Origin of the sequence: Desulforhabdus sp. TSK (genome assembly GCF_022836495.1) — a bacterium.
GTDB lineage: Bacteria > Desulfobacterota > Syntrophobacteria > Syntrophobacterales > Syntrophobacteraceae > Desulforhabdus.
On record NZ_BQXM01000002.1, the window covers coordinates 158,956 to 179,508 of the forward strand.

16 protein-coding genes are annotated in these 20,553 nt (G+C 59.8%); all 16 read right to left on the reverse strand.

Annotation, left to right across the window (positions count from 1 at the left end; genetic code table 11):
* Positions 1 to 2: 2 nt before the first annotated feature.
* The 16 genes from MWC30_RS02090 to MWC30_RS02165 all read right to left on the reverse strand — a co-directional run bounded on the left by MWC30_RS02090 (position 3) and on the right by MWC30_RS02165 (position 20,552).
* On the reverse strand, positions 3 to 1,187 hold the full coding sequence (locus MWC30_RS02090) for a hypothetical protein (RefSeq protein WP_244082493.1): 1,185 nt from the start codon (positions 1,185 to 1,187) through the stop codon (positions 3 to 5).
* A gap of 153 nt (positions 1,188 to 1,340) precedes the next feature.
* Positions 1,341 to 1,622, reverse strand: coding sequence for a hypothetical protein (locus MWC30_RS02095; protein WP_244082494.1), 282 nt, complete (start codon positions 1,620 to 1,622; stop codon positions 1,341 to 1,343).
* 34 nt (positions 1,623 to 1,656) lie between these two features.
* A complete protein-coding gene (locus tag MWC30_RS02100; protein WP_244082495.1) occupies positions 1,657 to 2,355 on the reverse strand; it encodes a hypothetical protein in 699 nt (232 codons plus the stop codon).
* A gap of 594 nt (positions 2,356 to 2,949) precedes the next feature.
* Positions 2,950 to 4,659 carry a DUF4157 domain-containing protein gene (locus MWC30_RS02105; RefSeq protein ID WP_244082496.1) on the reverse strand — a complete coding sequence of 570 codons (1,710 nt, stop codon included), beginning with the start codon at positions 4,657 to 4,659 and terminating at the stop codon, positions 2,950 to 2,952.
* A gap of 278 nt (positions 4,660 to 4,937) precedes the next feature.
* Positions 4,938 to 6,758 (reverse strand): DUF4157 domain-containing protein, encoded by a 1,821-nt coding sequence (locus tag MWC30_RS02110; protein ID WP_244082497.1) that lies wholly within the window; start codon positions 6,756 to 6,758, stop codon positions 4,938 to 4,940.
* Positions 6,759 to 6,783: 25 nt separating this feature from the next.
* Positions 6,784 to 7,047, reverse strand: coding sequence for a hypothetical protein (locus MWC30_RS02115; RefSeq protein ID WP_244082498.1), 264 nt, complete (start codon positions 7,045 to 7,047; stop codon positions 6,784 to 6,786).
* 62 nt (positions 7,048 to 7,109) lie between these two features.
* Positions 7,110 to 9,209, reverse strand: a complete 2,100-nt coding sequence (locus MWC30_RS02120) for an ATP-binding protein (protein WP_244082499.1) — start codon at positions 9,207 to 9,209, stop codon at positions 7,110 to 7,112.
* Complete coding sequence (locus MWC30_RS02125) at positions 9,206 to 10,612, reverse strand: DUF4255 domain-containing protein (RefSeq protein WP_244082500.1); 1,407 nt, start codon at positions 10,610 to 10,612, stop codon at positions 9,206 to 9,208. Before MWC30_RS02125 ends, MWC30_RS02120 begins: the two co-directional genes overlap by 4 nt.
* 2 nt (positions 10,613 to 10,614) lie before the next feature.
* Positions 10,615 to 11,622, reverse strand: a complete 1,008-nt coding sequence (locus MWC30_RS02130; RefSeq protein ID WP_244082501.1) for a hypothetical protein — start codon at positions 11,620 to 11,622, stop codon at positions 10,615 to 10,617.
* Positions 11,619 to 12,416: a hypothetical protein gene (locus tag MWC30_RS02135; protein ID WP_244082502.1), complete on the reverse strand. Its 798-nt coding sequence runs from the start codon at positions 12,414 to 12,416 to the stop codon at positions 11,619 to 11,621. The genes MWC30_RS02130 and MWC30_RS02135 overlap by 4 nt, the downstream gene beginning before the upstream one ends.
* A 21-nt stretch (positions 12,417 to 12,437) precedes the next feature.
* Entirely contained in the window at positions 12,438 to 12,938 is a 501-nt protein-coding gene (locus tag MWC30_RS02140) for a phage tail protein (RefSeq protein ID WP_244082503.1), read from the reverse strand.
* 37 nt (positions 12,939 to 12,975) lie between these two features.
* A complete protein-coding gene (locus MWC30_RS02145) occupies positions 12,976 to 15,357 on the reverse strand; it encodes a phage tail sheath C-terminal domain-containing protein (protein ID WP_244082504.1) in 2,382 nt (793 codons plus the stop codon).
* 552 nt (positions 15,358 to 15,909) lie between these two features.
* Entirely contained in the window at positions 15,910 to 16,671 is a 762-nt protein-coding gene (locus MWC30_RS02150) for a 4Fe-4S binding protein (protein WP_244082505.1), read from the reverse strand.
* A 150-nt stretch (positions 16,672 to 16,821) separates the two neighbouring features.
* Positions 16,822 to 18,354 (reverse strand): NADH-quinone oxidoreductase subunit C, encoded by a 1,533-nt coding sequence (locus tag MWC30_RS02155; protein WP_244082506.1) that lies wholly within the window; start codon positions 18,352 to 18,354, stop codon positions 16,822 to 16,824.
* Positions 18,355 to 18,394: 40 nt separating this feature from the next.
* Positions 18,395 to 19,903: a proton-conducting transporter membrane subunit gene (locus MWC30_RS02160; RefSeq protein WP_244082507.1), complete on the reverse strand. Its 1,509-nt coding sequence runs from the start codon at positions 19,901 to 19,903 to the stop codon at positions 18,395 to 18,397.
* A 4-nt stretch (positions 19,904 to 19,907) separates the two neighbouring features.
* Positions 19,908 to 20,552 (reverse strand): NADH-quinone oxidoreductase subunit K, encoded by a 645-nt coding sequence (locus MWC30_RS02165; RefSeq protein ID WP_244082508.1) that lies wholly within the window; start codon positions 20,550 to 20,552, stop codon positions 19,908 to 19,910.
* Position 20,553 lies beyond the last annotated feature (1 nt).

The following is a 20,553-nucleotide window of genomic DNA, read 5'->3' on the forward strand; positions in this document are numbered from 1 at the left end:
GTTTAGCCCTCTCCGACGGCGTTGCGCCGCAGTTCCATGTCCATGAAGTGGTCCGAGGCATTGATCACGTGAGTGACCGTCTTGACCTGATACGGGCCGCTGTCCACCGGTCCGAGCCCCTCCACTTCGACCACATCGTGCGGCAGGAGGACGCCGCCCAGCATATAGGCCGTGGTACTGGCTGTCGCTTCTACAAACCAGCCCGACTCCGTCAGGGCCGATTCGGCCCTGGCATTGAGCTCGTCCTGGTTGCCCGCCGTCGTGATGGAGACGTCACGCGGCTCCTGGCATCCGCCGAATCTATGGCCGCCCCTTCGAATGGGAGGTTGAGGGTCGGTGACCGAAGTATCGGGTTCACTGAGATCGCGGTCGTCGACGGCGGAGCCGGAAAACTGGTTGGGCCGCTCCGGGTCTGTCGTCAGTTCGAATGCGGTCACGTTCTGGCATTGCTCCTTTTCCACATTGACGCGGAGGGTCACGGAAACGTTGGGTACAAGAGCAATCTGATCCAGAGGTACGGGTCCGGCCGGAGCATCCCTCGGTCGCGGCGGAGAGGCCTTCAGGTTAGCCTTTTCCAGCACCCTCAAAGACTGGCCGCCGGGGTTCAATCCGTTGGGCCGGCATTCGTACTCGATCCAGAAATGCAGGTTGTTCTGCCGCGCGATCTGGCGGATGAACGCGGCATCCGTGGCGCGCTGATTGAGTGTCGATGTCGACGGCTGTCCCCGCACCTGCTGGCCCCCGTAAACGATCCGTGTTTCATCGACGTCTACCTCATCGAACCGTGGGGACAATATCGTTGTCGCGGCTTCGGAAGCGCGGCCGGTCCAGGCGCGGCGGACCGCCTGGCGGTCCATTTCGACGCGCCGGTCCTGGCCGCGCACTTCGTACCAGGACCCGGGCCCGCCCAGGGTGACGGAAGACCTGACATTGGTGATGGGACCGCGCACGAGGCATTTTATGGTGTCTCCCACCTGCACGGCGACGGTGATCACCTGCTGGCACTGCAGCTCAGGAGTCCTCCTGATCCGCGGCTGACCGTCGCTGAGATCCTCCTGGAATCGAATGGCGAAGCGAGTGGGATCATCCAGGGACTGCTCTACTCTGACTTCCGTAATGCAGCCGAGAACGCTGTCACTGAGCAGATTGTTGTTCTCGCCCGAGGCGAGGATTGCGCCAAAGCCCATGGTCACAAGTCCGAAGGTTCAAGGGTCGAAAAGTCAAAATGTTGCAAAGTCAAAGAGTCGAAAAGTCAAAGAGTCCAAGTGATACAGGGTTGCTGGAACATAGGGTCTAAAAGTTTAAAGGTCGAAAAGTCAGAGAGTTCGAAGATGTTCGAATCACAGGACCGTTGGGATTTTCAGAGTATCGGTCTCTGCCAGTGCATCCGGGAGCATCGCATCGTTCAGTTCGGCGAGGCGCCAGAATCCGTTGGGGTCCCTCAGATAGAAATTGGCCAGGTGGTCCAGTCGCTGGCCTTCCCGGCGCAGGTGCTCCCCCAGCAGCGTCTGAACCGGCTTGTTAGCTGCCGTTAGGGCCGCAACCTTGCGGCCGCGGCGATCCGTTGCCTCATAGATGGAAGCGTTCCTGGGATAACGGCTTTTTGCATCGAAGATGGCCATGGATCTGAAACTCCTGGTTGAAAGGCCCAAAAGTTTAAAAGGGTAACAACCCCCGAATCGCATCCACGTTCTTGGCAATATGAGCCACCGCCAGCGCATCTTCCTGAAGTTTGGTGAAATTGTATGCGGCGATGGCAAGATCGGCGGTGAGCTCGCTCTGGCATTTGAATGCGTCCGGTGTCAGCACCTCGAGTCCGAGGGTGACAGTAGCCTGTATGGGATGCAGTGTGGGCGAGAACAGCGTCTCGTCGACTGAAAAGCTGGTGACTCGCACCGGGAGGATGCGGCTTGGACCCCAGACGAACAGTACCACTGGCACCGTCGGCCGCATAGCTTGTTCACTGGCCTTGCCCGCCAGCGCCCGTGCGCTGGCCACCAGGTCGCCGATCGGCCCCTGCGTCGGCAGTGTGAGCTTCTTGAGGGCCGCCAGCCGATCGGCAATGCCGGTGGCCACTGTCACGGGGTTGCCGTCCTCCAGGTCATCCGTTGCGTCGAGCTCCAGTGTCAGGTTGAAGCTCTCCTTGGGGTCGAACGGCTGCACCGTGGGGGCCTGCGAGCCACGCTGTCTCTGATCGACCTCAAACGGGTTCCAGGGTGTGAGGGAGTGCGACAGCTTTTCCGGGTTGTACTGGAAAGGAATGACATTGGGCACCACCCCCACAATGTCCTTCACCAACTGGACGAGGGCGCCTTTTTGAAATTTGGGGCTGCGTTTTAGTCCGGTGTCAGGCATGGTGATTTCCCCTTGCAGTGCTATATGCTGTGCCTTCGCTCGTTAAAAGAGTCGGTATGAGATGCTCTCCGTTGTGATTGTGAAGGCCAAAGCCTTCCGCTGAGATTCCTCCGAACTCAGCCAAGGGATTATTCAGGTAGAAGATAGACCCTCAGCCCCCTTGACTGCTTCAAGTACGGATGCCTTGGCAGCGGCAGCCAAGATGGACTCTGCTCGTGTACATTGGTTCCAGGGTACAGTAACGATCATGCGGATCTTGGATCCTGACCATCCAAATTTTGGACGTTCAATATGAAACGGAATGCTCTGAGAAGAGAGTAGAATGCAAATCTTCCGTTCGTTATCATCTGTGTTGCGATAATCCAACAAACCGACACCCTCCATAATGGGATCCTGCTGCCGAAAGCTCGGTCCGCTATACTGCAATAGGCGAGAGATATCGAGATCGGTTTGTGTTGGATCAGTCTGCAATCATTCCTCGCACTTCATGGTCCTTGATTAGGGAAAACGCATCCCCGCTGGCATCGTTTGTCTCTTCCAGTTCCAGCAATAGGATCGATTTTGAAATGCCATTTCCAGGAAGGAATATGAACATCAACTGCATACCCTGTCTGTATGTGCGGCAAAAAAGTCAGCCGGTACTTGGCCTCCCTGGATAAAGCTGGGACTGCCATTCCCATTTGTTACGGTGACATTGATGGCATTACTGGTCACAGCACGAGTTGGGGGCGCTACCGCACCATTCACTGTAGCCGACCAGTCAAGGTTCCAATCGATATGATGGAGTGCCCGCACACAACCGCTCGGCCTATGCCGAACCGCGACCCAGGTTCGAAATTCGTCTGTGATGGCTCCTCTTGTCATGGTCGCGGCGGCCAGTGGGGCCCCACATTGGGCGTTATCCAGTAAATTCACAAATGCGAAATCACTTGGTGTATCAGGTAAGTTGAGGTTTATGGTGGCGCCGGTGGCTGTAAACTGCTCCAGAATCCCAGGATGTCCGCCGCCGTTTTCAGCAAAGATAGGATGGTACAGACCACTGGACAGCGGCGCTCCATCCTTGATCGGGGTGGGAATCGTGTTTCGGATCGTGGCGCCGGTATTGAAGGTAAAATCTCTTCTAAGTGCCAGGGCATTCTGAATCAGTCCAACCTCGAATTCAGCAGCCCGGGCGTTACTGGGAGCATTGATCGTAACATCCGGATGGTAGTTCGCAGGGACGGTGCCTTCCAGCACCAGAGCATCTCTACCGCCTATGTGGTCAATTGCAATGCGTGCTGCAGGGGCTACCCCCGCAGCTACCTGGTTTGCCAGAGTGAATGTGACACCTGAAAAATGTTGGGCGCAACCGCCGCCAACCGTGGGACGAGGGCTGGGGACGGGACCTGTAACAGCCGGGGGGCCAAGCCCCGTCAGGTTGGTCACATCGCGCTGGTCGAGGAGACCCATGGTTTCCGGTCCGACGATGCCGTCGATCAAAACCGCACCGGCATCCGTCTGGAATCGTTCTACCGCAGCTTTGGTCTCAGGACCGAAGATACCGTCGGCCCCGGCTTCCGGCAGCGTGTATCCCATATCCAGCAGCGATTGCTGGATGAGCCTCACGTAATTGCCCCGGTTTGGTATTCGAACTAACCGCTCATCATCGAAGGCAGCTTCCAACTCGACCACCCCCGAGAACCGCGCAGCCACCAAGTCATGACCGTCTCCAATGGTGCGCTGTACCTTTGCGGACGACACTCCCCCCGGGCTCGTTTGTTGAACTGTGTGAGTCAATTCGTGAGCTAGGAGTTTCCTGCCCGTTGCCGTCTGGGGTGCATACTGGCCTTCATCGAATATGATGTGTTGCCCAGTCGTGAAAGCTCTTGCGTTGATCGATCGAGCCGATTCCGCCGCTCTCGAATCCGTGTGTATTCGGACCTGATCAAAGTGCTGACCAAAACGTGGCTCGAAGAAGGCCCGTGTGGATTTGGACAAAGGCTGGCCTCCATTCCTGCCGGCCTGGATATTGGATTCGACCTTTGATGTGAACTGCTGTGGAGAGTCCGCCGCCGGTTTTCTTTGGAGTAATTCCTCTTCTTCCTTCTCACTCTTCGGCTGTGCCTGCAAGTCCTCCTTGCACTTCGAACACGTCTTTTGTACTAATGAGGAACCACCGGCCATCCGTGCTTCTGAGCCTGGAATCCTAGGAAAGCCGGTTTTCACAGACCTACTCTCCGGCATACGCACCACTTCATCGGCGACCCGGTCAGCTTCTCGTTCGAATCTGTCGTTCGGCTCGCCGATTTTCAGCTTGGCTTGCACAGACGACGCGTTCGGAAGCGCTGTAGCATAGGGGCAGGAGAGAGTTCCTTCAAATCCCTGCTGAAAGTCACCAGCCCATTGTCTACCCACGGATCTTCGTTTAGGCGATTGAGCCTTCGAAGCAGGTGCCTTATTCCGAGATTTTGACATTAGTGTGAAGGCCATAAAAGTACTCCACTGCTGGCAAATTTTCAGTGTTTCGGCCTGCGTCGCTTCATAAGTACAGTCAGAATGGCGTCAGCGACAGAGGCCATTGCACAAGCCGCCCTTCTCAATATTCACTTGCAGGGACCCGGCTTCACATCCTTTACTTCCGGAGTCGTTACCGGTTTGTCCATCGATGCATTCCCCTCGCCGTCGGTATGCGAAGCGGAGACAATCTTATATTGAGAGCCGCACTCCTTGCCCTTTGCTTTGGTGATCTTTCCACTCCAACCCCAAGTCAAATTCGCAATGGGGTGCCGGTCTTTTTCTCCCTCGGCCTTCCATAGGAGAAACGTTTTGAACGAGTCGGTTATGCTGACTTCGGTGGGATTATCGGTCAGCATCCGATGGGGGCAATCATCGGATATTATGGTGAATTCTCCCGGAACGTCGACCGAGACCTCACACCCTTTCCATGGGATCCCGCCGTCTCTGTGGGGTTTATTGATTTTCAAGCACTCCCCGGTGCCATCGCTCATGGTGACTTTTCGGTCGCTTGAAAGGAGATTCTGCATGAATGCGAGTTGCCCTTTGCAATTCTTTCCAGCCTTCACGACCGCCTTGAAAACCATACCCGACGCATCGCCGCTCCCACATTCGCCTCGTTTCGTCTCGCAACACCCCAATCCAAAACGACATTTGCCACCCCGGCACTTATCGGTCAAAGCAGGGTCTTTTCCGCTCGCAGTGAAGGAAATCAGTTTAGGACACGTATCGTCGGGTTTACGTTGAACGACCGGATGGCTACTTCCTGTTTGCTGAATCACATGGGTCAGTTCATGGGCCAGGAGTCGCCGTCCCGCCGGCTTTTCCGGTGCGTATTCGCCTTCGCCGAAGACAATGTCTCCACCGGTAGTGAAGGCTTTCGCCCGCAAACTTCTCGCTTCTTCGGCGGCACAGGCGTCTGAATGGATGCGCACCTGGCTGAGGTCGTAGCCAAGGCGTGGCTCAAAAAAGTCACGGAGGGGCAGTGGAAGAGGCCGGCCTCCACCTCTGAGCAAACCGATCGGCGACTCCAGGTTCGGCTCAACGTCTGGAGTGGGACCCGCATCCTGCTTTTTTTGGATAGTTCCCTCTGCTTCCTCGACAGCCGATCCAGCTTGACCGCCGGCTCTGACAACAAAGACCATGAAGGCGGTATTATTATCCTCGTTGATTTCTTCCACTTCGTTGTGAACATCGAGCTCAACATAAGCTTCGTAATGCCCAGCTGATAAAGGCATCCCGATCAGAACCGCATTTTCATAGTCAGATTTACCCGGTTGGTTGCTGGCAACGATGGACGGAGCTCTAATTTCGCTGCGGAAGATCTCGTCCTTCTCATACCTGCATCCCGAGCAAAGGTCCGCATTGTAGATCGTTAATCTGTTTGTATGTTCTGGAGCGGTTTTCCAGCCGGTATTCCATACGCTCCACCAAATTATGGAATATTCACCCTCCTTGGGCTCGCTTGTGGGGTTAAACCCTGAAAAGGTACGATTGAAATGTAAGGCGCTATGGAATTCCAGTTCTGCCTTATTGTATTCTTCCTTCGGAGGAGTCTTATCGTTTGGGTTGTGGCCGTCTCCAGGTTCACGCTGAACCAAATGCGTGGTGGTTTCACTCCCGAGAGTGCTACGAACGATTCGATGTGGCAGCGCTTCAGGCATCGTCATGACCCTATCGGCTATCCGGTCTGCCTCCTGTTCGAACTTGTCCTTCGGTTCACCGATTCTGAGCTTGGGCTGGACCGGATATTCCATCGGCAATTGAGCGGCATGCAGCCGCAATGCGAACCTCTTGGGCTCAAGTCGAGCACCAGCGGCATGCTGCCCACAAGCAGATTTCCCTTTGGGCAGAGGCATCGATGTAATCGACCCTGCATGTTTGGCACTTGCCGTCAGTAAAAAGCCCATGACCCCTCTCCGCCCAACACTCCATTCAGCGTTGCCTGCCGCTCGCAGCCTCACTGCCGCTGTGTATTGCCTTCACAATCGCTTCCGAAATGGCGTCGCTCATCTCCACCTCACTCGCGCTGGCGGCCACCTGCACGCGAACACTCAATGCACCGACTTGGCATCGCATACCGGGAGGGACTTTCTGGACCAGCTTCTCAGCAACGCCGTCTGCTACCTTGTGACCCGTGTCGGCGCTCTTTCCGGGAACGCGCAGATTCAATTGCCCAATATGCAGTGTCGATTCCATCCGAAATCATCCCCTTTGGACACTTTGACCTCGTAACCTTTCGACTCTCCCCATTGATCTCCTCACCCCCGCCCCATCAGCCGCTCCCGCTCCCGGGGTCCCAAGGATCGCCCTTCCTTGGCCAGCTCCCGCTCCATGCCCCGCAGGAGATGCTCCATGGCCAGTGGCTCGCGGCTGCGGCGGGAAACGAAGATGGATGCCAGCACAGCGTTCTTGATTTGAGCCCCCGAGGTTTCGACTGTCCCCGCCAGGGCCTCGATGGTTGCCTCCAGGCGTTTCAGACTCTCGGCGCCGCACAACTCCCCGACGATTCGGTGCCAGATCCTTCGCCGCTCGGCCATGTCCGGGCGGGGGAAATCGAAAACGTAGCGCACTCGGCGGGTAAAGGCCGGGTCGATGTTTTGTTTCTTGTTGCTGGCGAGGATGACGATGCCCCGGTATTCTTCCAGGAGCTGCAGGAGGTAGCTGGTGTCCGCGTTGGCGTAGCGGTCGTGGGAATCCTTCACCTCGGTACGCCTGGTAAAGAGGGCGTCAGCCTCATCGAAGAGGAGCACGGCGTTCATCCGGGCGGCGCATGTGAAGATCCGGTTCAGGTGCTTGGCCGTTTCTCCGATGTATTTGCTCACCACGCCGGCAAGGTCGACACGAAAAAGATCCAGTGCGAGGTCAGCAGCGATGATCTGAGCGGCCATGGTCTTGCCGGTTCCCGGGGGGCCGCCGAAAAGGCCCACGAGTCCTCTTCCCCTCGGAAACAAGCGCCGTGCCCCGGGGGATTCCCAGAAGGCGACGCGGTCGCGCGCTTCAAAGGCGAAGTCTTCCAGCCCTTCCCGCAACCTGTCCGGTACCACCAGGTCTTCCCACGTAAAGGGGCAGTCGAGCAGCCGTCCCAATTCACCGAGCCTTTGCCGGGTGAGCTCGCGTGCAAAATCCGCAGCCTCCCTGGCGCTTGCCGGCGCGCGCCGTCCCACTGACAAAATGTCGCCCGTATTGAGCCGATAGCGCGTCACGAGGTTTTCGAGCTCGTTGGCGGACCATGCCGCGGATTCGGGGAGTGCCGATCTCCAGAGCCCCCGCCGTTCGTCCAGCGTCAAGGCCGGCATTTCCATGTGGTGGTCGATGACATGGTCACAGGGTGTGACCACCTGGTCCAGGTCGCAGGCCACGAACTGGATGGGCGCCGGAGCCACTGTCCCCGACCAGGGACGGTCCAGCCGGCTCCCGTGCCAGACGAGGGCCGTGCCCCCCAGCACCGCCGTGCGCTGGCCGCGCATGTACATGTCAGGCCAGTCGGCGTCCTGCACTTCACTGGTGTCGATGCTCAGGGTCTGGATCCGGAAGCGCGCGGCGACGGTTGCTGCAAAGGTCCGTCGGCCGCTCCAGGGGGCGCCTGTGAGAAGGACTCGAACTGAAGACCCATGCTCGAGGACGCGTTGAATGGAATGTACGGCCGCGTCCACGGGCCATCCCTCGAGGGGTTGCCGCGGTTCGACAAAATGCAGCAGGCCCACCAGTGCCGGGTCCATACGCAGCTCTCCGTGGAGCCAATCCGTCACGAGAGGGTCCATGGTCAGGGGACAGGGCTCCCCCGGCGGGGCTTCGCCTGGGACGACGAGCTTCCACAGAGCGAGCGGCCCGCCGGGGTTCCACAGGGACCGTCGCCCATGGCCGAAGAGACGCGCGGCGAGCGATTCCGTGGCGTAGCCTCGTGCCGGGCTGTGCTGCAGATAGCCATACACCGTCGCGAGTGCAGGATCGACGCCGAGGGCCAGGCACGCCTGGAGCAGGTCCATTTCGGACTCACTCAAGCGAAACAGGCTGCCCAACTGGTGCAGTCCGGCCCCCGCACTGCCCGCCAGCGCCAATTCCACCTGCGCCAGCTCTTCGTTCAGGGGCTGCAGGGCCTCGGTGCCGCCGTACCAGGCGGCTTCCCTCTCCATGGTGTCCCGATCGTCAAGGCACGCTTCGAGACTGGCGCCCCACACCGCCTCTCCACTCGTCCCGTCGCCGTTCTGAAGATAGGCCAGCCATGCAGCCCGCCGGCGCGCCCGCAGTCGTACCCGCTTCAACACCAGCTCCACCGCGGAGGTGCTGCTCATGCGGCCTGCCGCTTCGGCAGCAGGATCGCTATGAAATCGATTGGCCTGGTTCACCCCGGGGCTCATGGGCTCAGCTCGATCCAAAATGGCGCGGACTCGGCGCCGTTGACGACCAGTCGAAACGGGTGGGCTTGCGGCTCGGTCACGGTCACTGCAAAATGAGGCCGGATGCGAATCAGGTTGGCAGGGCTGCCGCCAACGAAAAATTCACCGGCCTGAGTGGGAGGATCGGCCACGGCGCGGCTGTAGACTTCACTCCCAACGATCACCTGAATGGCATCCTGCGGGAGATTCGCGTCCAGGAGATCGAGCTCGGGGCCGACGTTCACCTGGATGTTGCCGTTGAGGTCCGGCGCCCCGTGACCCGTGATGCGCGGGGCCACGGCAAAGCCGATCTCATTGCTGGAGGCGGCAACCTGCTTGAGCTCGTTGCTGATGATCTTTTCTTCCATCACACTGCGCACGAAGGCGCTGTAAAACCCGGGCAGGACGGCAAGGTTAACGAGGGTTCCGTCCTCTCTCCTGTGGATCAGAGTCGGCGCCAGTTGCACCTGGACGCGATCCGCCTGGAGCTCGACCCTCCAGGTGGGGTTCAGGCTGAGGTCGACGACGGTCTGCTCTACGGGTCCCGGAGCAGGCAGCTTACTCCAAATGCCGTTTTTCAGGTATAGTGCACGCGTTTTTCCTGCCGTGAGGTTGGCCCCGAGCAGCGACAGGCGGTTGTGAGCTTCGGGAGGGAGGGCTGAGCTGTTCAGGGTCACGCGCGCAGGGGAAGCTTCCACCTGGTGCGTCGCGCCGCCGTTTAGGGCGGGGAGTGTGAACTGCACGAGGCTTTGGCTTCCGTCGAGGTGCGGTGTGGCCATCTGAACGACGAATGCGCCGAGGTTCAGCACAATGCCGGGCATGGTCCTGGGCTCTTCGGGCTCGAGGAGCACGACGCGCACTTCGTAGTAGGCCGAGAGTCGCGCCGTGACCTGTTCTTCGGAGCTCCAGAAGGCGATGGCATCTTCAGGGGAGACCGGCCGCAGGATGACCTGGAGGGTATTGTCCCGGCCGCGCAGGTCCGGATCGAGGATGGACGTTCCGTTGACGCTCGTCCGATCCGTAATGACGGGAAAATCGTGGAACGTTTTCAGGGCATAGCCCATCAGCTTCTGTTGGGTTTCGGCGTCGAAGGTCGAGTCCGTCACGTGGTGCGCCGTGAGAATGTAGTACAGGCTGAGGGCCATGGGTGTGCGGGCGACGTTGGGCGTACCGCTGCCGGGGCCGAGAGCGTTTTTGTAATAGGGGTCTTCGGCGACGTGGTACAGGTGAAGACTCAACGTGTTCTGAGGATTTTCCACCTTTTCCGGCGGAATGGCCGTCACGTCCAGCAGTCCGACCAGGGACGGATCGATGTGCTGTGTGATGTTCTGCGTCAGCAAATCCGTCAGCGTTTTGGTCACCTTAAAGAGGTTAATCAGCGCCATGGCTATCTGTACCTCAGGCTAAGACGAACGTTGGGGCGGACACTGCCGCCGAGGGGCCCGATGACGGAGGCGGATGCCGCTGTCATCGGGCCGGGGCGCGGTGCATTCGACGCCTGTTGCACCGGAGGCGGCACGACTTCAACGTTGATGCGGCCAATGACGATGCGCGGGCTCCCCTCCCCAGGGGGGGAGGCCGGAGGAGCATCCGGCAGCGAGAATCCCATGCGGTCGGCCATGGCCCGAGCCGACGGCTCCAGGCGTGGCAAATCCCCTTCCGCCGGACGATGCAGGGATCTCGTGCGCACCGCGATGGGCCCCGTCCGGCCCTGCTGGTGGAGGGTCGTCCGAAGGTCGGTCTCTAAACCCTCTTTCCCGGTCGGTCCTCGGGGCGGAATTTGCGGGGCAATGGATGCTTCGCTGCCGGTCTCGGCCATCTCCAGGGAGCTCGAGATTTGTCCCCTCGACAGAGGGGGGTGCAGCCCCGGGGGGGGCAACGATTCGTGGGGAGAGGCTGCGACTGGCGGGGCAAGCGTCACGCCCCGGCGGGTTTCAGGCGGCCCGACGGAGCTTGGATGCTCCACGGCTCCAACCGGAATCGACGACTTTCCCATGGGTGCTTCGAGGGGCATGGCAGGGATGATGGATCCCATGATCCCCTGAGGCAGGGAAGATGAGTCTGCAGGTGAGACGGATGGACCCATCGAAAGGGTGCTGCCTTCCTGCTGCCCCGGGGCAGCCATTTTTCGCTGAATCGTCTCTCCACCTTTGCCCCCTGCGGGCGTGATGTCCGGGAGGTTCCTACTCGTGACCTCCCCCTCTGCCCGGCTCGGACCTTCATGCACTGCCGAGTCGAGCGGGGCCCCCACCCGTTCCAGGTCATCCGTGTCCGTCATGCCGACGCGCTGATCATGCTCGGCGATGGGGGAAGTGCTGCGCACGAAGGGACGGAGCGGATGCAGATCCTCCCTCTCGCGGTTTCGCGTGGCCAGGCGGGTCAGATAGTCACTCATGGGCGCAGCCTCCTTCGTCCTTCACGCTCTGACTGGATCAGCCCTACAAAAGCTCGCCGATCTTCCCGGGTGAGGCTGAGAATCTCTTCGTACCTCCACCCGTAGGCCACGGCGATGAGGTGGATCTCGCGGACAAGAAAACGCTTTTCATGGGTCAGCATCCGCAGCAGGTAGGATTGGATGTCGAACCGCACGCGCTGCGACGCCCCGCAATCGGGGCAGGCTGCGTCCAGATCCAGGTCCAGCAGCGGCCCGACCTCATCCATGCCTGCCTGCAGGAGCTCCGGGTGGATCGCCGGATCGCCTTCCACCACGCACCGCCTCAGGAGGGCTGCCGCTCCCTCCCTGGCATCCATTCCCAGCACGCTCAGTTGGTCGACTGTCGTCGGCAGGCGAAACCGCCGGCCGTCTGTAAGGGTGTAGACGCCGTCTTCGTCGGGTCCGGAAGCATGCGGTCCTTCCTCCTTTCCCAGGCCGGCCAGTAAATCCTGCAGGGAAAAAGCCACCTCGAAGGATGCCCCGCATTGGCGGCAGGTGTCCGTGCCTTCCACCTGCTCCCCGAAGTATTTCAGGTAGAGGGCTGCAAAGAGCCGGTCGCAGTTGCACACGGGGAGATCTTTCGCCGTGCCCGGCCCAACGGTTGTTCCCGGCATTTTCACGAGGAGGCGGTCGAGGAGTGCAATCCCGTCGACAGGACCGCCATCCCCGATGGCCGTCTCGTCATGGCCGCACAGGGGCCGGAGCCGTGCCCACCTGCCGCCGCGCAGGCCGGGTCTGAGTTGAACCACCTGCATATCGCCGCCACCCTGATTCGCTTAGGTTTCCGCCACCTCGACGACGGATTCGTCGCGTTCATGCCCTTCGTTCTGCAGGACGATCGTCTCGAAGGCAATGGCATTGGCGTTGGCATCGAGCTCGGGTTGCGCCGTGTATTCCGAGACCCAGCAACGAAACACGCGATAGGCTCGCACGACGGTGCCCTGCAGGTTCAGCATTTCGATGTAAATATCCTTGCGAAAGTTCGCCAGGGATACGGCGCCGTCCCCTTCGGTGCTGTACACCAGGTTCGCCCACTTTTCGAACTCCCGATCGAAGGTGATGCCCCGCTCCAGGGTGATGGCCTCGAACTTCGATGCACCCGGAGAATGGCGCTGGGTGCTGATATCGCCTCCTTCCCGATGGCTGACGACTTCGGTGGTTCGCTTGAGGGCGCTGACCTTGCTGACTCCGGCCACCACCTGCCCATCCCACTTCACGCGAAACTTGAAATTCTTGTATGGATCGATTCGACGCACATTGATGGAAAACTGGGCCATGACAAATCCTCCGTGCTATCGTGCTATGGGCCAGTGATCAAACCTGGACCTGTCCCGCCTTCTGTTGAATCGTGATGATGACGAACTCGGCCGGCTTCAGGGGAGCAAACCCCACGATGACGTTGACGATTCCCAGGTTGATATCGTTCTGGGTCGTGGTTTCGGCGTCACACTTGACGAAGTAGGCATCGCTCGTCTTCTGCCCCTGGAACGCTCCCTGCCGGAACAGGTTGTTCATGAAGGCGCCGGCCGCCAGGCGGATCTGCGCCCAGAGGGGCTCGTCGTTGGGCTCGAACACGGCAAATTTGAGCCCCCGGTAGAGGCTCTCTTCCAGGAAGAGAGCGAAGCGCCGCACGGGCACATACTTGTAATCCAGGTTTCCCGAGTTGTCGAAACCGTCCATGGTCCGTGCTCCCCAGCTCACGATGCCGTTGGGGAAGACGCGGATGGCGTTGGCGGCTTCCGGATTGATGAGGCCGTTTTCCGGATCGGACATGGTGCGCTCCACGCCGCGAATCCCGCGGATGTCGGCTTCGATGCCGGCCGGTGCCTTCCATACGCCGCGGTTGGAATCGATGCGTGCCATCAAACCGGCGATGGACCCGCTCGGGTCGATGGCCTTGGTGCTGCCGTTGGTGGAGATGCTGAGCCTGGGCCAGTAGACTGCGGCATGGTCCTTCACCAGTCCCGTCCGCAGGTCTTTGACTTCTTTGGACACGCTGTCAGCATCAGCCCAGGAGCTGCGCGGGTCCATGATGAGAAAGGCCCTTCGCTGCAGGCAGAACGCTGAAGCCGGTCCCCAGATTTCTTCACGGTGTGAATCCAGCTGGTCTTTGTCCCGCGGCAGAATGAGGAGGTTGAAGATATCCACCTCCTTATCCACGATGGTGAACGCCTTTTCGTAGTCGCTTTTCTTGGGAAAGGCGCCATCCTGCCCGTCGGCGCCCGTGCTCTGGAAGGAGCCTGCGCCGGTTGTGCCCAGGCTATAGGAGCGCACATTGACTGTTCCATTGAAGGGATTGCCCACGGCGCCGATATTGTAGGGCGTTCCGGCTCCCGTGCTGGTGAGAGTCGCCGTCGTATCGGCGTTCACATTGCTGTAGGCAGGTGTCAGGATCAGGCGGAGTCCGTGGACTGCGGCTTTCCAGAAGCCGGCGGTAGCTGCCGGAGATGAGATGCTTGCCCCCAGGTCCCCCAGGTTCTTGCGGACATTGAGCAGTGAGCCCACGAACGGTGCGCCGCCATAGGGCGCAGCGGCGGGGTTGAACACCGAGCCTGCGTACATGTTGGTGGGGAAGGTGATGGCTCGCGCAGTGCCGCTGTGAGTGCCACCGCTGCTGTCCGTAAGTGTCCAGTGATCGAAATCCGCTGCGGCGACGGCCAGGAATTCCGCCAGTGCCTCCGGCAGGGGAGAGGCATTGAGCGCCCCCGGGTTGAAGAAGAATCCAGAGGGTGCCGGACGCCTGTCCGCGTAGCCGCTGACTTCGAATCCTCCCTGGGCGACCCCCAGCTGGAGCCTCAGGGCAGCGTCGCCGCTCCCTGCCGGGACAATCACCACGCTGCCGCCGGCGGCACTGTTGCTGGTGATGCGCAGGAACTGCTCGCCGGAAGCTGTGGCGGTGAGACCCACCGCTACTCCGACTCCAAAGGTGTTCAGCGCCGCGTTGATGCTGGTTTGCCAGCCGGCCAGATTGGTGCTCGGCAGCGTCACCGTCACGAAGGGATTACCGTCGACACTGATCTGGATCTTGTTTGCCGTTGCCGTGAGCAGTCCGATAAGATTGGCACCCGTGGCGGCGCCGCTCAAAACCAGGCCGGAGACGGAATACCCCGCAAACAAGCTTGCCGCCTCCAGGTCGTCGGCATCCACCAGGGTCGACTGCTGGCTGATGATGGTTTCGACGTAGCGCCCGTCGCTCTTGTTCATGCTGAGGTTGGTGAAGGTCTCGCTGCTCTCGACTTCCACCACACCCAATGCGTTGACGACCTCCCGAAACACGCGCAGATTGAACGTGGATTCAGGGCTGGGCGTGTTGTAGTCGACTTCGGCCCGCAGCATGTTGCCGTCCACCCCGGCATCCTTGGCCGTCAGCCTCAGGACGTTCGTCCCCGCCTGGTTCTGCAGCGTGATTGCAGCCGGCATCGCCGTCAGACCGTCGGCGATACGCATGATGTACGCCTGCTGCCCGCCGTTGAGGAAGAACTGGCGCACCTGGTCCGTCATTTCGCTGATGGACGTATCGGCCCTGAAGGCGCGCTCGTAAGCGGTGAAGCTCAACACCCGCGTCGGAACGTTCAGCCGACCGCGCTTGGTCCGCCCCATGAACAACGCAGTGGATGTGGAGACGCCCGTGATGGCCCGGACGCCGGACGAAACCTCCTGCACATAAACACCCGGATAACTCACTTGTACTGGCATAAGTTGCACTCCTCCTGTTCAGTGATCAAGCTGAGTCACGGAGTGTCCCGGATGGAAAACAACACCGGACACCCTTTTCACCGATTATACTGGAGCCGGACCAGGGGCAGCATGATCACTGCACTCACTGGAGCCAACAGAAGCCGAAGGGCTGAAGGCGTAATGAACCTGGGCGCCTCCTAGCAGAAATCTTGGATGGGGTCCGAAAAGTCCATCCAAAGGGTGCGTCACATTTTGAGCGTCTATGAGCCGAAACCGTCTGAGGATCCCGTAATTTTACGTTTATATTAAATTTTTAATTGTGTTCCCGAGGCGTTTGAACGAGAAGCCCTCATGGAGTTTTCCTCGTTCGGCGAATGCACTGAAAATCGATCGCATGAAGAGTAGCGGTTCTTGAAGGCATTTTGCTGCTGCATGAAGAGATGTCATGGAAGCTGTGCTTCAGCCGGTGAAAATTGTATTGCCGCTAAAATAATACACTCGAAGCGCATATGCAACTCTCAATTTTGGGGCTGTCTTCATTCCCATCCCACCGGCAGCCGAGATAACCTCCTATATCCCGTATATCCCTAGAAGCCTGAGCAGCCCGTCCAGGATGGTGAGGGGGTGGGGTGGGCAGCCGGGGATATATAAATCCACGGGAAGCAGAGAATCTGCACCGTCGTGGACTTCGTCGTGCCCCCTGTAAATTCCTCCCGAAAGCGCGCAGGCACCGACGGCAATGACGATTTTGGGGGAAGGAACGGCTTCGTAGGTCTTCAGAAGCCCCAGCCGCATGTTTTCAGGGACGGGGCCCGTGATCAGGAGGCCGTCGGCGTGTCGTGGGGAGGCCACGAACTGAATGCCGAATCGCCCCAGATCCCAGCCCACAGTGCCGAGGACGTTGGTGTCCGCTTCGCAGGCATTGCAGCCACCGGCGCTCACCTGGCGCAATTTGAGAGAACGCCTGAAGATTCGCCCGGTTTCCCCCTGCAGGGCCTCCGCGAGTTGCAGGGATTCGGAAGCCATGAGCAAATCTTGGCGGCGGCTCGTGGCCATCCGGTGCTCCGAGGTGAAGCGGATGGCTCCCGTGGGGCAGGTTGAGGCGCATTCACCGCAAAAAATGCAACGGCCGAGGTCTATTTCCAGGGCCTTTTCATTCGAGATCGCCTGAGTCGGGCAGACCTCCAGGCATTGCAGACAGCCTTCGGCGCACAGCTGGGTGTTGATGGAAGGCCTGCCCACAAAAAGGTCGGGCAGTTGCGGGGGGGAGCCCTGAGGATAGGATGTCGTGCGATGCTTTTGCTGAAGTCTCGCCAATAAAGCGTCAAACATGGGGATAGCCGCCTTTCGGTTGTTTTTGTCGGCCGGCATTTCAATGGAGGCGCCGGATATCATTCCGGCATTGCAGGGTTTCCATGGGCGATGGAGGCCGCAGCCTTTTCTCAGGTCCGGCCCTGTCGGTGGAATTCCCTCCGGCACCCTTCACAAATCATGGCCGCAATACGAGAGATTGAAGCTCTTGTTACAGAGCGGGAAGTCGGAAATCTGCTGATCCCTGAGAGCGTAAGCCAACCCGAACCAGTTGTGAAAGGAGGGATCAATGATCTTGTATCGTGTGAAATTCCCTCCCGCATCGCTGATGGCCACGTGGCAGATTTCTCCACGCCAGCCCTCCACCAGGGAAATTGTGAGGTGATGGGGTGCGGGATTTCCAGGGGTCGACAGCACGCTTCCGCCGGGCAGGCTCTCCAACTGCTCTCGTATGAAGGAAATGGACTGCTGGATCTCAAGCCACCTGACATAGCCCCTTGCGAAAACGTCCCCTGAGTCCCACGTGGAGACGGGGACCTGTGCGAACTGAAAAATCCCGAGGGGCATATCCTTTCGAATATCCCGGTTGGCTCCGGAGGCTCGTGCAGCGGGTCCCACCAGTCCGATTGCGTCGCACACTTTTCGTTCCACTGTTCCGGTACCTTCAAAGCGGGCCAGGACCGAAGGAGCCTTCCACATCAGATTGACCGCAACCGCCAGATCCCGCTCCACTGCGTCCAAACGTTTTAGAAGCGTGTCCCGCCTTTCAGGCTCCACGTCGTATGCCGTTCCTCCGGGCCGGAGGAATCCCCTGCCGAAGCGATTGCCGCAGAGCATTGCCGTCATGTTGAGCACGTCGCCACGGATGCGCCCGCAGTAGGAAAGGGTGGGGAGATACCCCACATCGCCGGCCAGTGCGCCAAGGTCACCCGTATGGTTGGCGATTCGTTCGAGCTCCAGGGCGATTCCCCGAAGTGCCTGGGCACGGGGAGGCACCTGGGTCCCGCCGAGAGATTCCATGGCCTGGCAGTAGGCGAGAGTGTGACCGATGGTTGTGTCGCCTGCAGCCGTTTCCATGTAATGGATCGCGCGCCGGCCGGGCTCCGCCGTCAGGGCTCGTTCGATGCCCCGGTACTGGTAGCCCAGGGAAATCTCGAGATGAAAGACATTCTCGCCGTGGCACTGGAACCGAAAGTGGCCGGGTTCGATGATGCCCGCATGGACGGGTCCCACTGCCACTTCGTGGATTTCTTCCCCTTCCATGTGGAAGAAGTCGGTGCTGCCGACCTGCGGGGGGGCGCTCTCATCGTCCGGTCCTGCATTGCTTCTACGGCAGAACGGGCGATGAAAGCGAATGGGCTTGAGCCACGGATGCCCTTCGGGCTTGATGCCGCACTGCTCCAGGATCTCCCGTTCAAACCAGTGGGCCTGGGGGCAGTATGGGGTGAGGGACGGATAACTGTCCTGCGCAAGATCCGTATAAACGGGCAGCACGAGGGACTGGTGGTCATAGACGAGGATGGCCCACAGTCGCATGAGATTCCCCTCTACGGGGTGCGCGAAAAAGGCTGAAAGCCTGACTCCGTGCTCAGTGGCTTCCAGTGTGTAATCGAGAAAATCGTCCAGAGTCATGCCGGCAATATGACTCAAATCGACCTTCTGGCTGTTGCTGATGGGAAGTACTTTAGACGCTAAATGTGACATGAAGTCAGATCCTCATCCACAGAGATTTTTCCCTGCGTGCTTACCCCGTGATGGCCCTGGCCGCCTCTTCCAGAACATTTTGGAGTCCTGCGGGAAGGTAAAGGCCGAGGATCAACACCAAAGCCCCCAGGGCCAAAGGGGGGGCGACGGCCAGGAGCGATTCCACGTGTGGATTTTCCACGGTGGAAAGTTCTTCGGGGGCGGAGGCTCTTCCTCCGGGGCGGAGCACCGGCACTCCCTGGGCCATGCGCAGCATGATGGTGGCCAGACCGATGAAGACGACGCTCAGAAGTGCGAGATACCCTGTTGCCATCCAGATGTGTCCCTGATCCATGGCCGTCTTCAGGATGATCAGCTCACTCAGGAAGAGGCCGAAGGGCGGGGACCCTGCAATGGCCAGAAATCCCGCTACCCAGAGGACCCCGGAGATGGGCAGCACCCGCAGGACTCCCTGGACCTCCGTTGTGGACTTGGTTTTGTAGGCCGCCAGGATGTTTCCGGCTACCAGGAACAGCATCCCTTTGGTGAGGGAGTGATTGACGGCATGCAGCATGGCCCCGAAACCGGCTCCTCCGCCGATACCCACCGCCAGGGAGAGAATCCCCATATGCTCCACGCTGGAATAAGCCAGCATGCGTTTGAAATCGCCCTGCCGCACGATGAAGAGCGCGGCCACGGTCATGGAGGCAAATCCGAAGAGGAGCAGCATCTTCCGGCCGAACGGGCCCTCCCCCGCCGCGGCGCACACCTGCTGCATGCGGAGCACGGCCAGGAAGGCGCAGTTGAGGAGGGCGCCGGACAGGAGCGCCGAGATGACGGAGGGGGCTTCACTGTGGGCATCGGGCAGCCAGGTGTGCATGGGTGCCAGGCCCATCTTGGTGCCGTAGCCCACCAGGAGAAAGAGGAAAGCCGCCTTGAGCCAGGGAAGATTCACAAGCCGGCCCTCACCGATCAGATTCGTGAGGAGCATGGGCGTATGACCCTCGCGTCCCAGGGAACAGGCGACGGACAGGAAAAAGGTGCCCAGCAGCGCCAGAGCGATCCCTACGGAGCAAATGAGGATGTATTTCCAGGTGGCTTCGAGGGACCGACGGTGACGGTGAAAATAGATCAGTGGGGCACTCGCCAGGGTGGTCGCTTCCACAGCCACCCACAGGAGGCCGAAATGCTGGCTGACCGTCACCAGGGTCATCATCGCCAGGAAGAACAGCAGGCATCCCGTGAAAACTGCCTCACGGGCGTTAGAGAAAAGAAAGCCTTCCTCAAAATCCTGCCGCTCACCCCAGACTTCCTGACGGAGATAGCCCACCGCATAGAGGGACGTGGCCAGGAAAAGGATGCTGGTGACCGTGAGAAAAAGAAGTCCCTGAGCATCCAGCAGAAGCCAGCCGCCAAAGAGCGGCCCGGGACGCCGAATCCACATGCTGAGGGTGAGTCCCCCGTGGGAGGCGGCGGCCAGGAGGAGGACTCCACGCCGTATTCCGTTGGATCTCAGCAGAAAACCGGCTGCCCCTGCCAGTACCGGTATCAGGATCAAGACTGCTAGCATGGGGTCAGTCCTTCAGGAGGCTCAGCCGATCGGTGTCGATGTGGTCGAATTCCCGGCTGATGTGGAAAATGGTGATTCCCATGACAAAAACCGCCATGAAGATGTCGAGGAGGGTGCCGAGCTCCACCAGCAGCGGCTCTTCCCGAGCGAAGGTCAGTCCAAAGGCGTAGATGCCGTTTTCCATGACGAGATATCCGAGTACCTGGGTGAGGGCCTTCCGTCGACTGACGATGGCGAAGAGTCCGATCATGATTGTAAAAAGAGCGAGGGGCACCATGAGGGGAGATGCTTCCGACACGGGGAGCGGCAACCGCCGGCCGAACCACATGGCCAAAGCCAGCAAAACGGCGCCCACCAGGAGGGAGGTCGTGTATCCCACCAGCGGCTCCATTTCTTTACGCACCTGTACGGCCCTCAGCGCACGCAACAGCAGCCAGGGGAAAATGATTCCCTTGAGGACCATGGTGAGGCCCGAGAGCACGCAGGCGCGCAAGGTGAGGGGATCCGTTCCCACGAGAAGTGGCAGGAGTCCCAGGACAAGGCCCTGCAAGGCCACTACGTAGATGCAGGCGGCGAGGTGGCTCGAGGCCACGAGCCGCAGGTTGGTGAGGATGAGCAGCACGATGAGTGCGTCCACCAAAAGTCTCATG

What these genes read in the sequence shown, in the direction of transcription:
- MWC30_RS02090 (WP_244082493.1), bottom strand. Translation starts at nt 1,187, where the DNA reads ATGGGCTTTGGCGCAATCCTCGCCTCGGGCGAGAACAACAATCTGCTC.
- MWC30_RS02095 (WP_244082494.1), bottom strand. Translation starts at nt 1,622, where the DNA reads ATGGCCATCTTCGATGCAAAAAGCCGTTATCCCAGGAACGCTTCCATC.
- MWC30_RS02100 (WP_244082495.1), bottom strand. Translation starts at nt 2,355, where the DNA reads ATGCCTGACACCGGACTAAAACGCAGCCCCAAATTTCAAAAAGGCGCC.
- MWC30_RS02110 (WP_244082497.1), bottom strand. Translation starts at nt 6,758, where the DNA reads ATGGGCTTTTTACTGACGGCAAGTGCCAAACATGCAGGGTCGATTACA.
- MWC30_RS02115 (WP_244082498.1), bottom strand. Translation starts at nt 7,047, where the DNA reads ATGGAATCGACACTGCATATTGGGCAATTGAATCTGCGCGTTCCCGGA.
- MWC30_RS02120 (WP_244082499.1), bottom strand. Translation starts at nt 9,209, where the DNA reads ATGAGCCCCGGGGTGAACCAGGCCAATCGATTTCATAGCGATCCTGCT.
- MWC30_RS02125 (WP_244082500.1), bottom strand. Translation starts at nt 10,612, where the DNA reads ATGGCGCTGATTAACCTCTTTAAGGTGACCAAAACGCTGACGGATTTG.
- MWC30_RS02130 (WP_244082501.1), bottom strand. Translation starts at nt 11,622, where the DNA reads ATGAGTGACTATCTGACCCGCCTGGCCACGCGAAACCGCGAGAGGGAG.
- MWC30_RS02135 (WP_244082502.1), bottom strand. Translation starts at nt 12,416, where the DNA reads ATGCAGGTGGTTCAACTCAGACCCGGCCTGCGCGGCGGCAGGTGGGCA.
- MWC30_RS02140 (WP_244082503.1), bottom strand. Translation starts at nt 12,938, where the DNA reads ATGGCCCAGTTTTCCATCAATGTGCGTCGAATCGATCCATACAAGAAT.
- MWC30_RS02145 (WP_244082504.1), bottom strand. Translation starts at nt 15,357, where the DNA reads ATGCCAGTACAAGTGAGTTATCCGGGTGTTTATGTGCAGGAGGTTTCG.
- MWC30_RS02150 (WP_244082505.1), bottom strand. Translation starts at nt 16,671, where the DNA reads ATGTTTGACGCTTTATTGGCGAGACTTCAGCAAAAGCATCGCACGACA.
- MWC30_RS02155 (WP_244082506.1), bottom strand. Translation starts at nt 18,354, where the DNA reads ATGTCACATTTAGCGTCTAAAGTACTTCCCATCAGCAACAGCCAGAAG.
- MWC30_RS02160 (WP_244082507.1), bottom strand. Translation starts at nt 19,903, where the DNA reads ATGCTAGCAGTCTTGATCCTGATACCGGTACTGGCAGGGGCAGCCGGT.
- MWC30_RS02165 (WP_244082508.1), bottom strand. Translation starts at nt 20,552, where the DNA reads ATGAGACTTTTGGTGGACGCACTCATCGTGCTGCTCATCCTCACCAAC.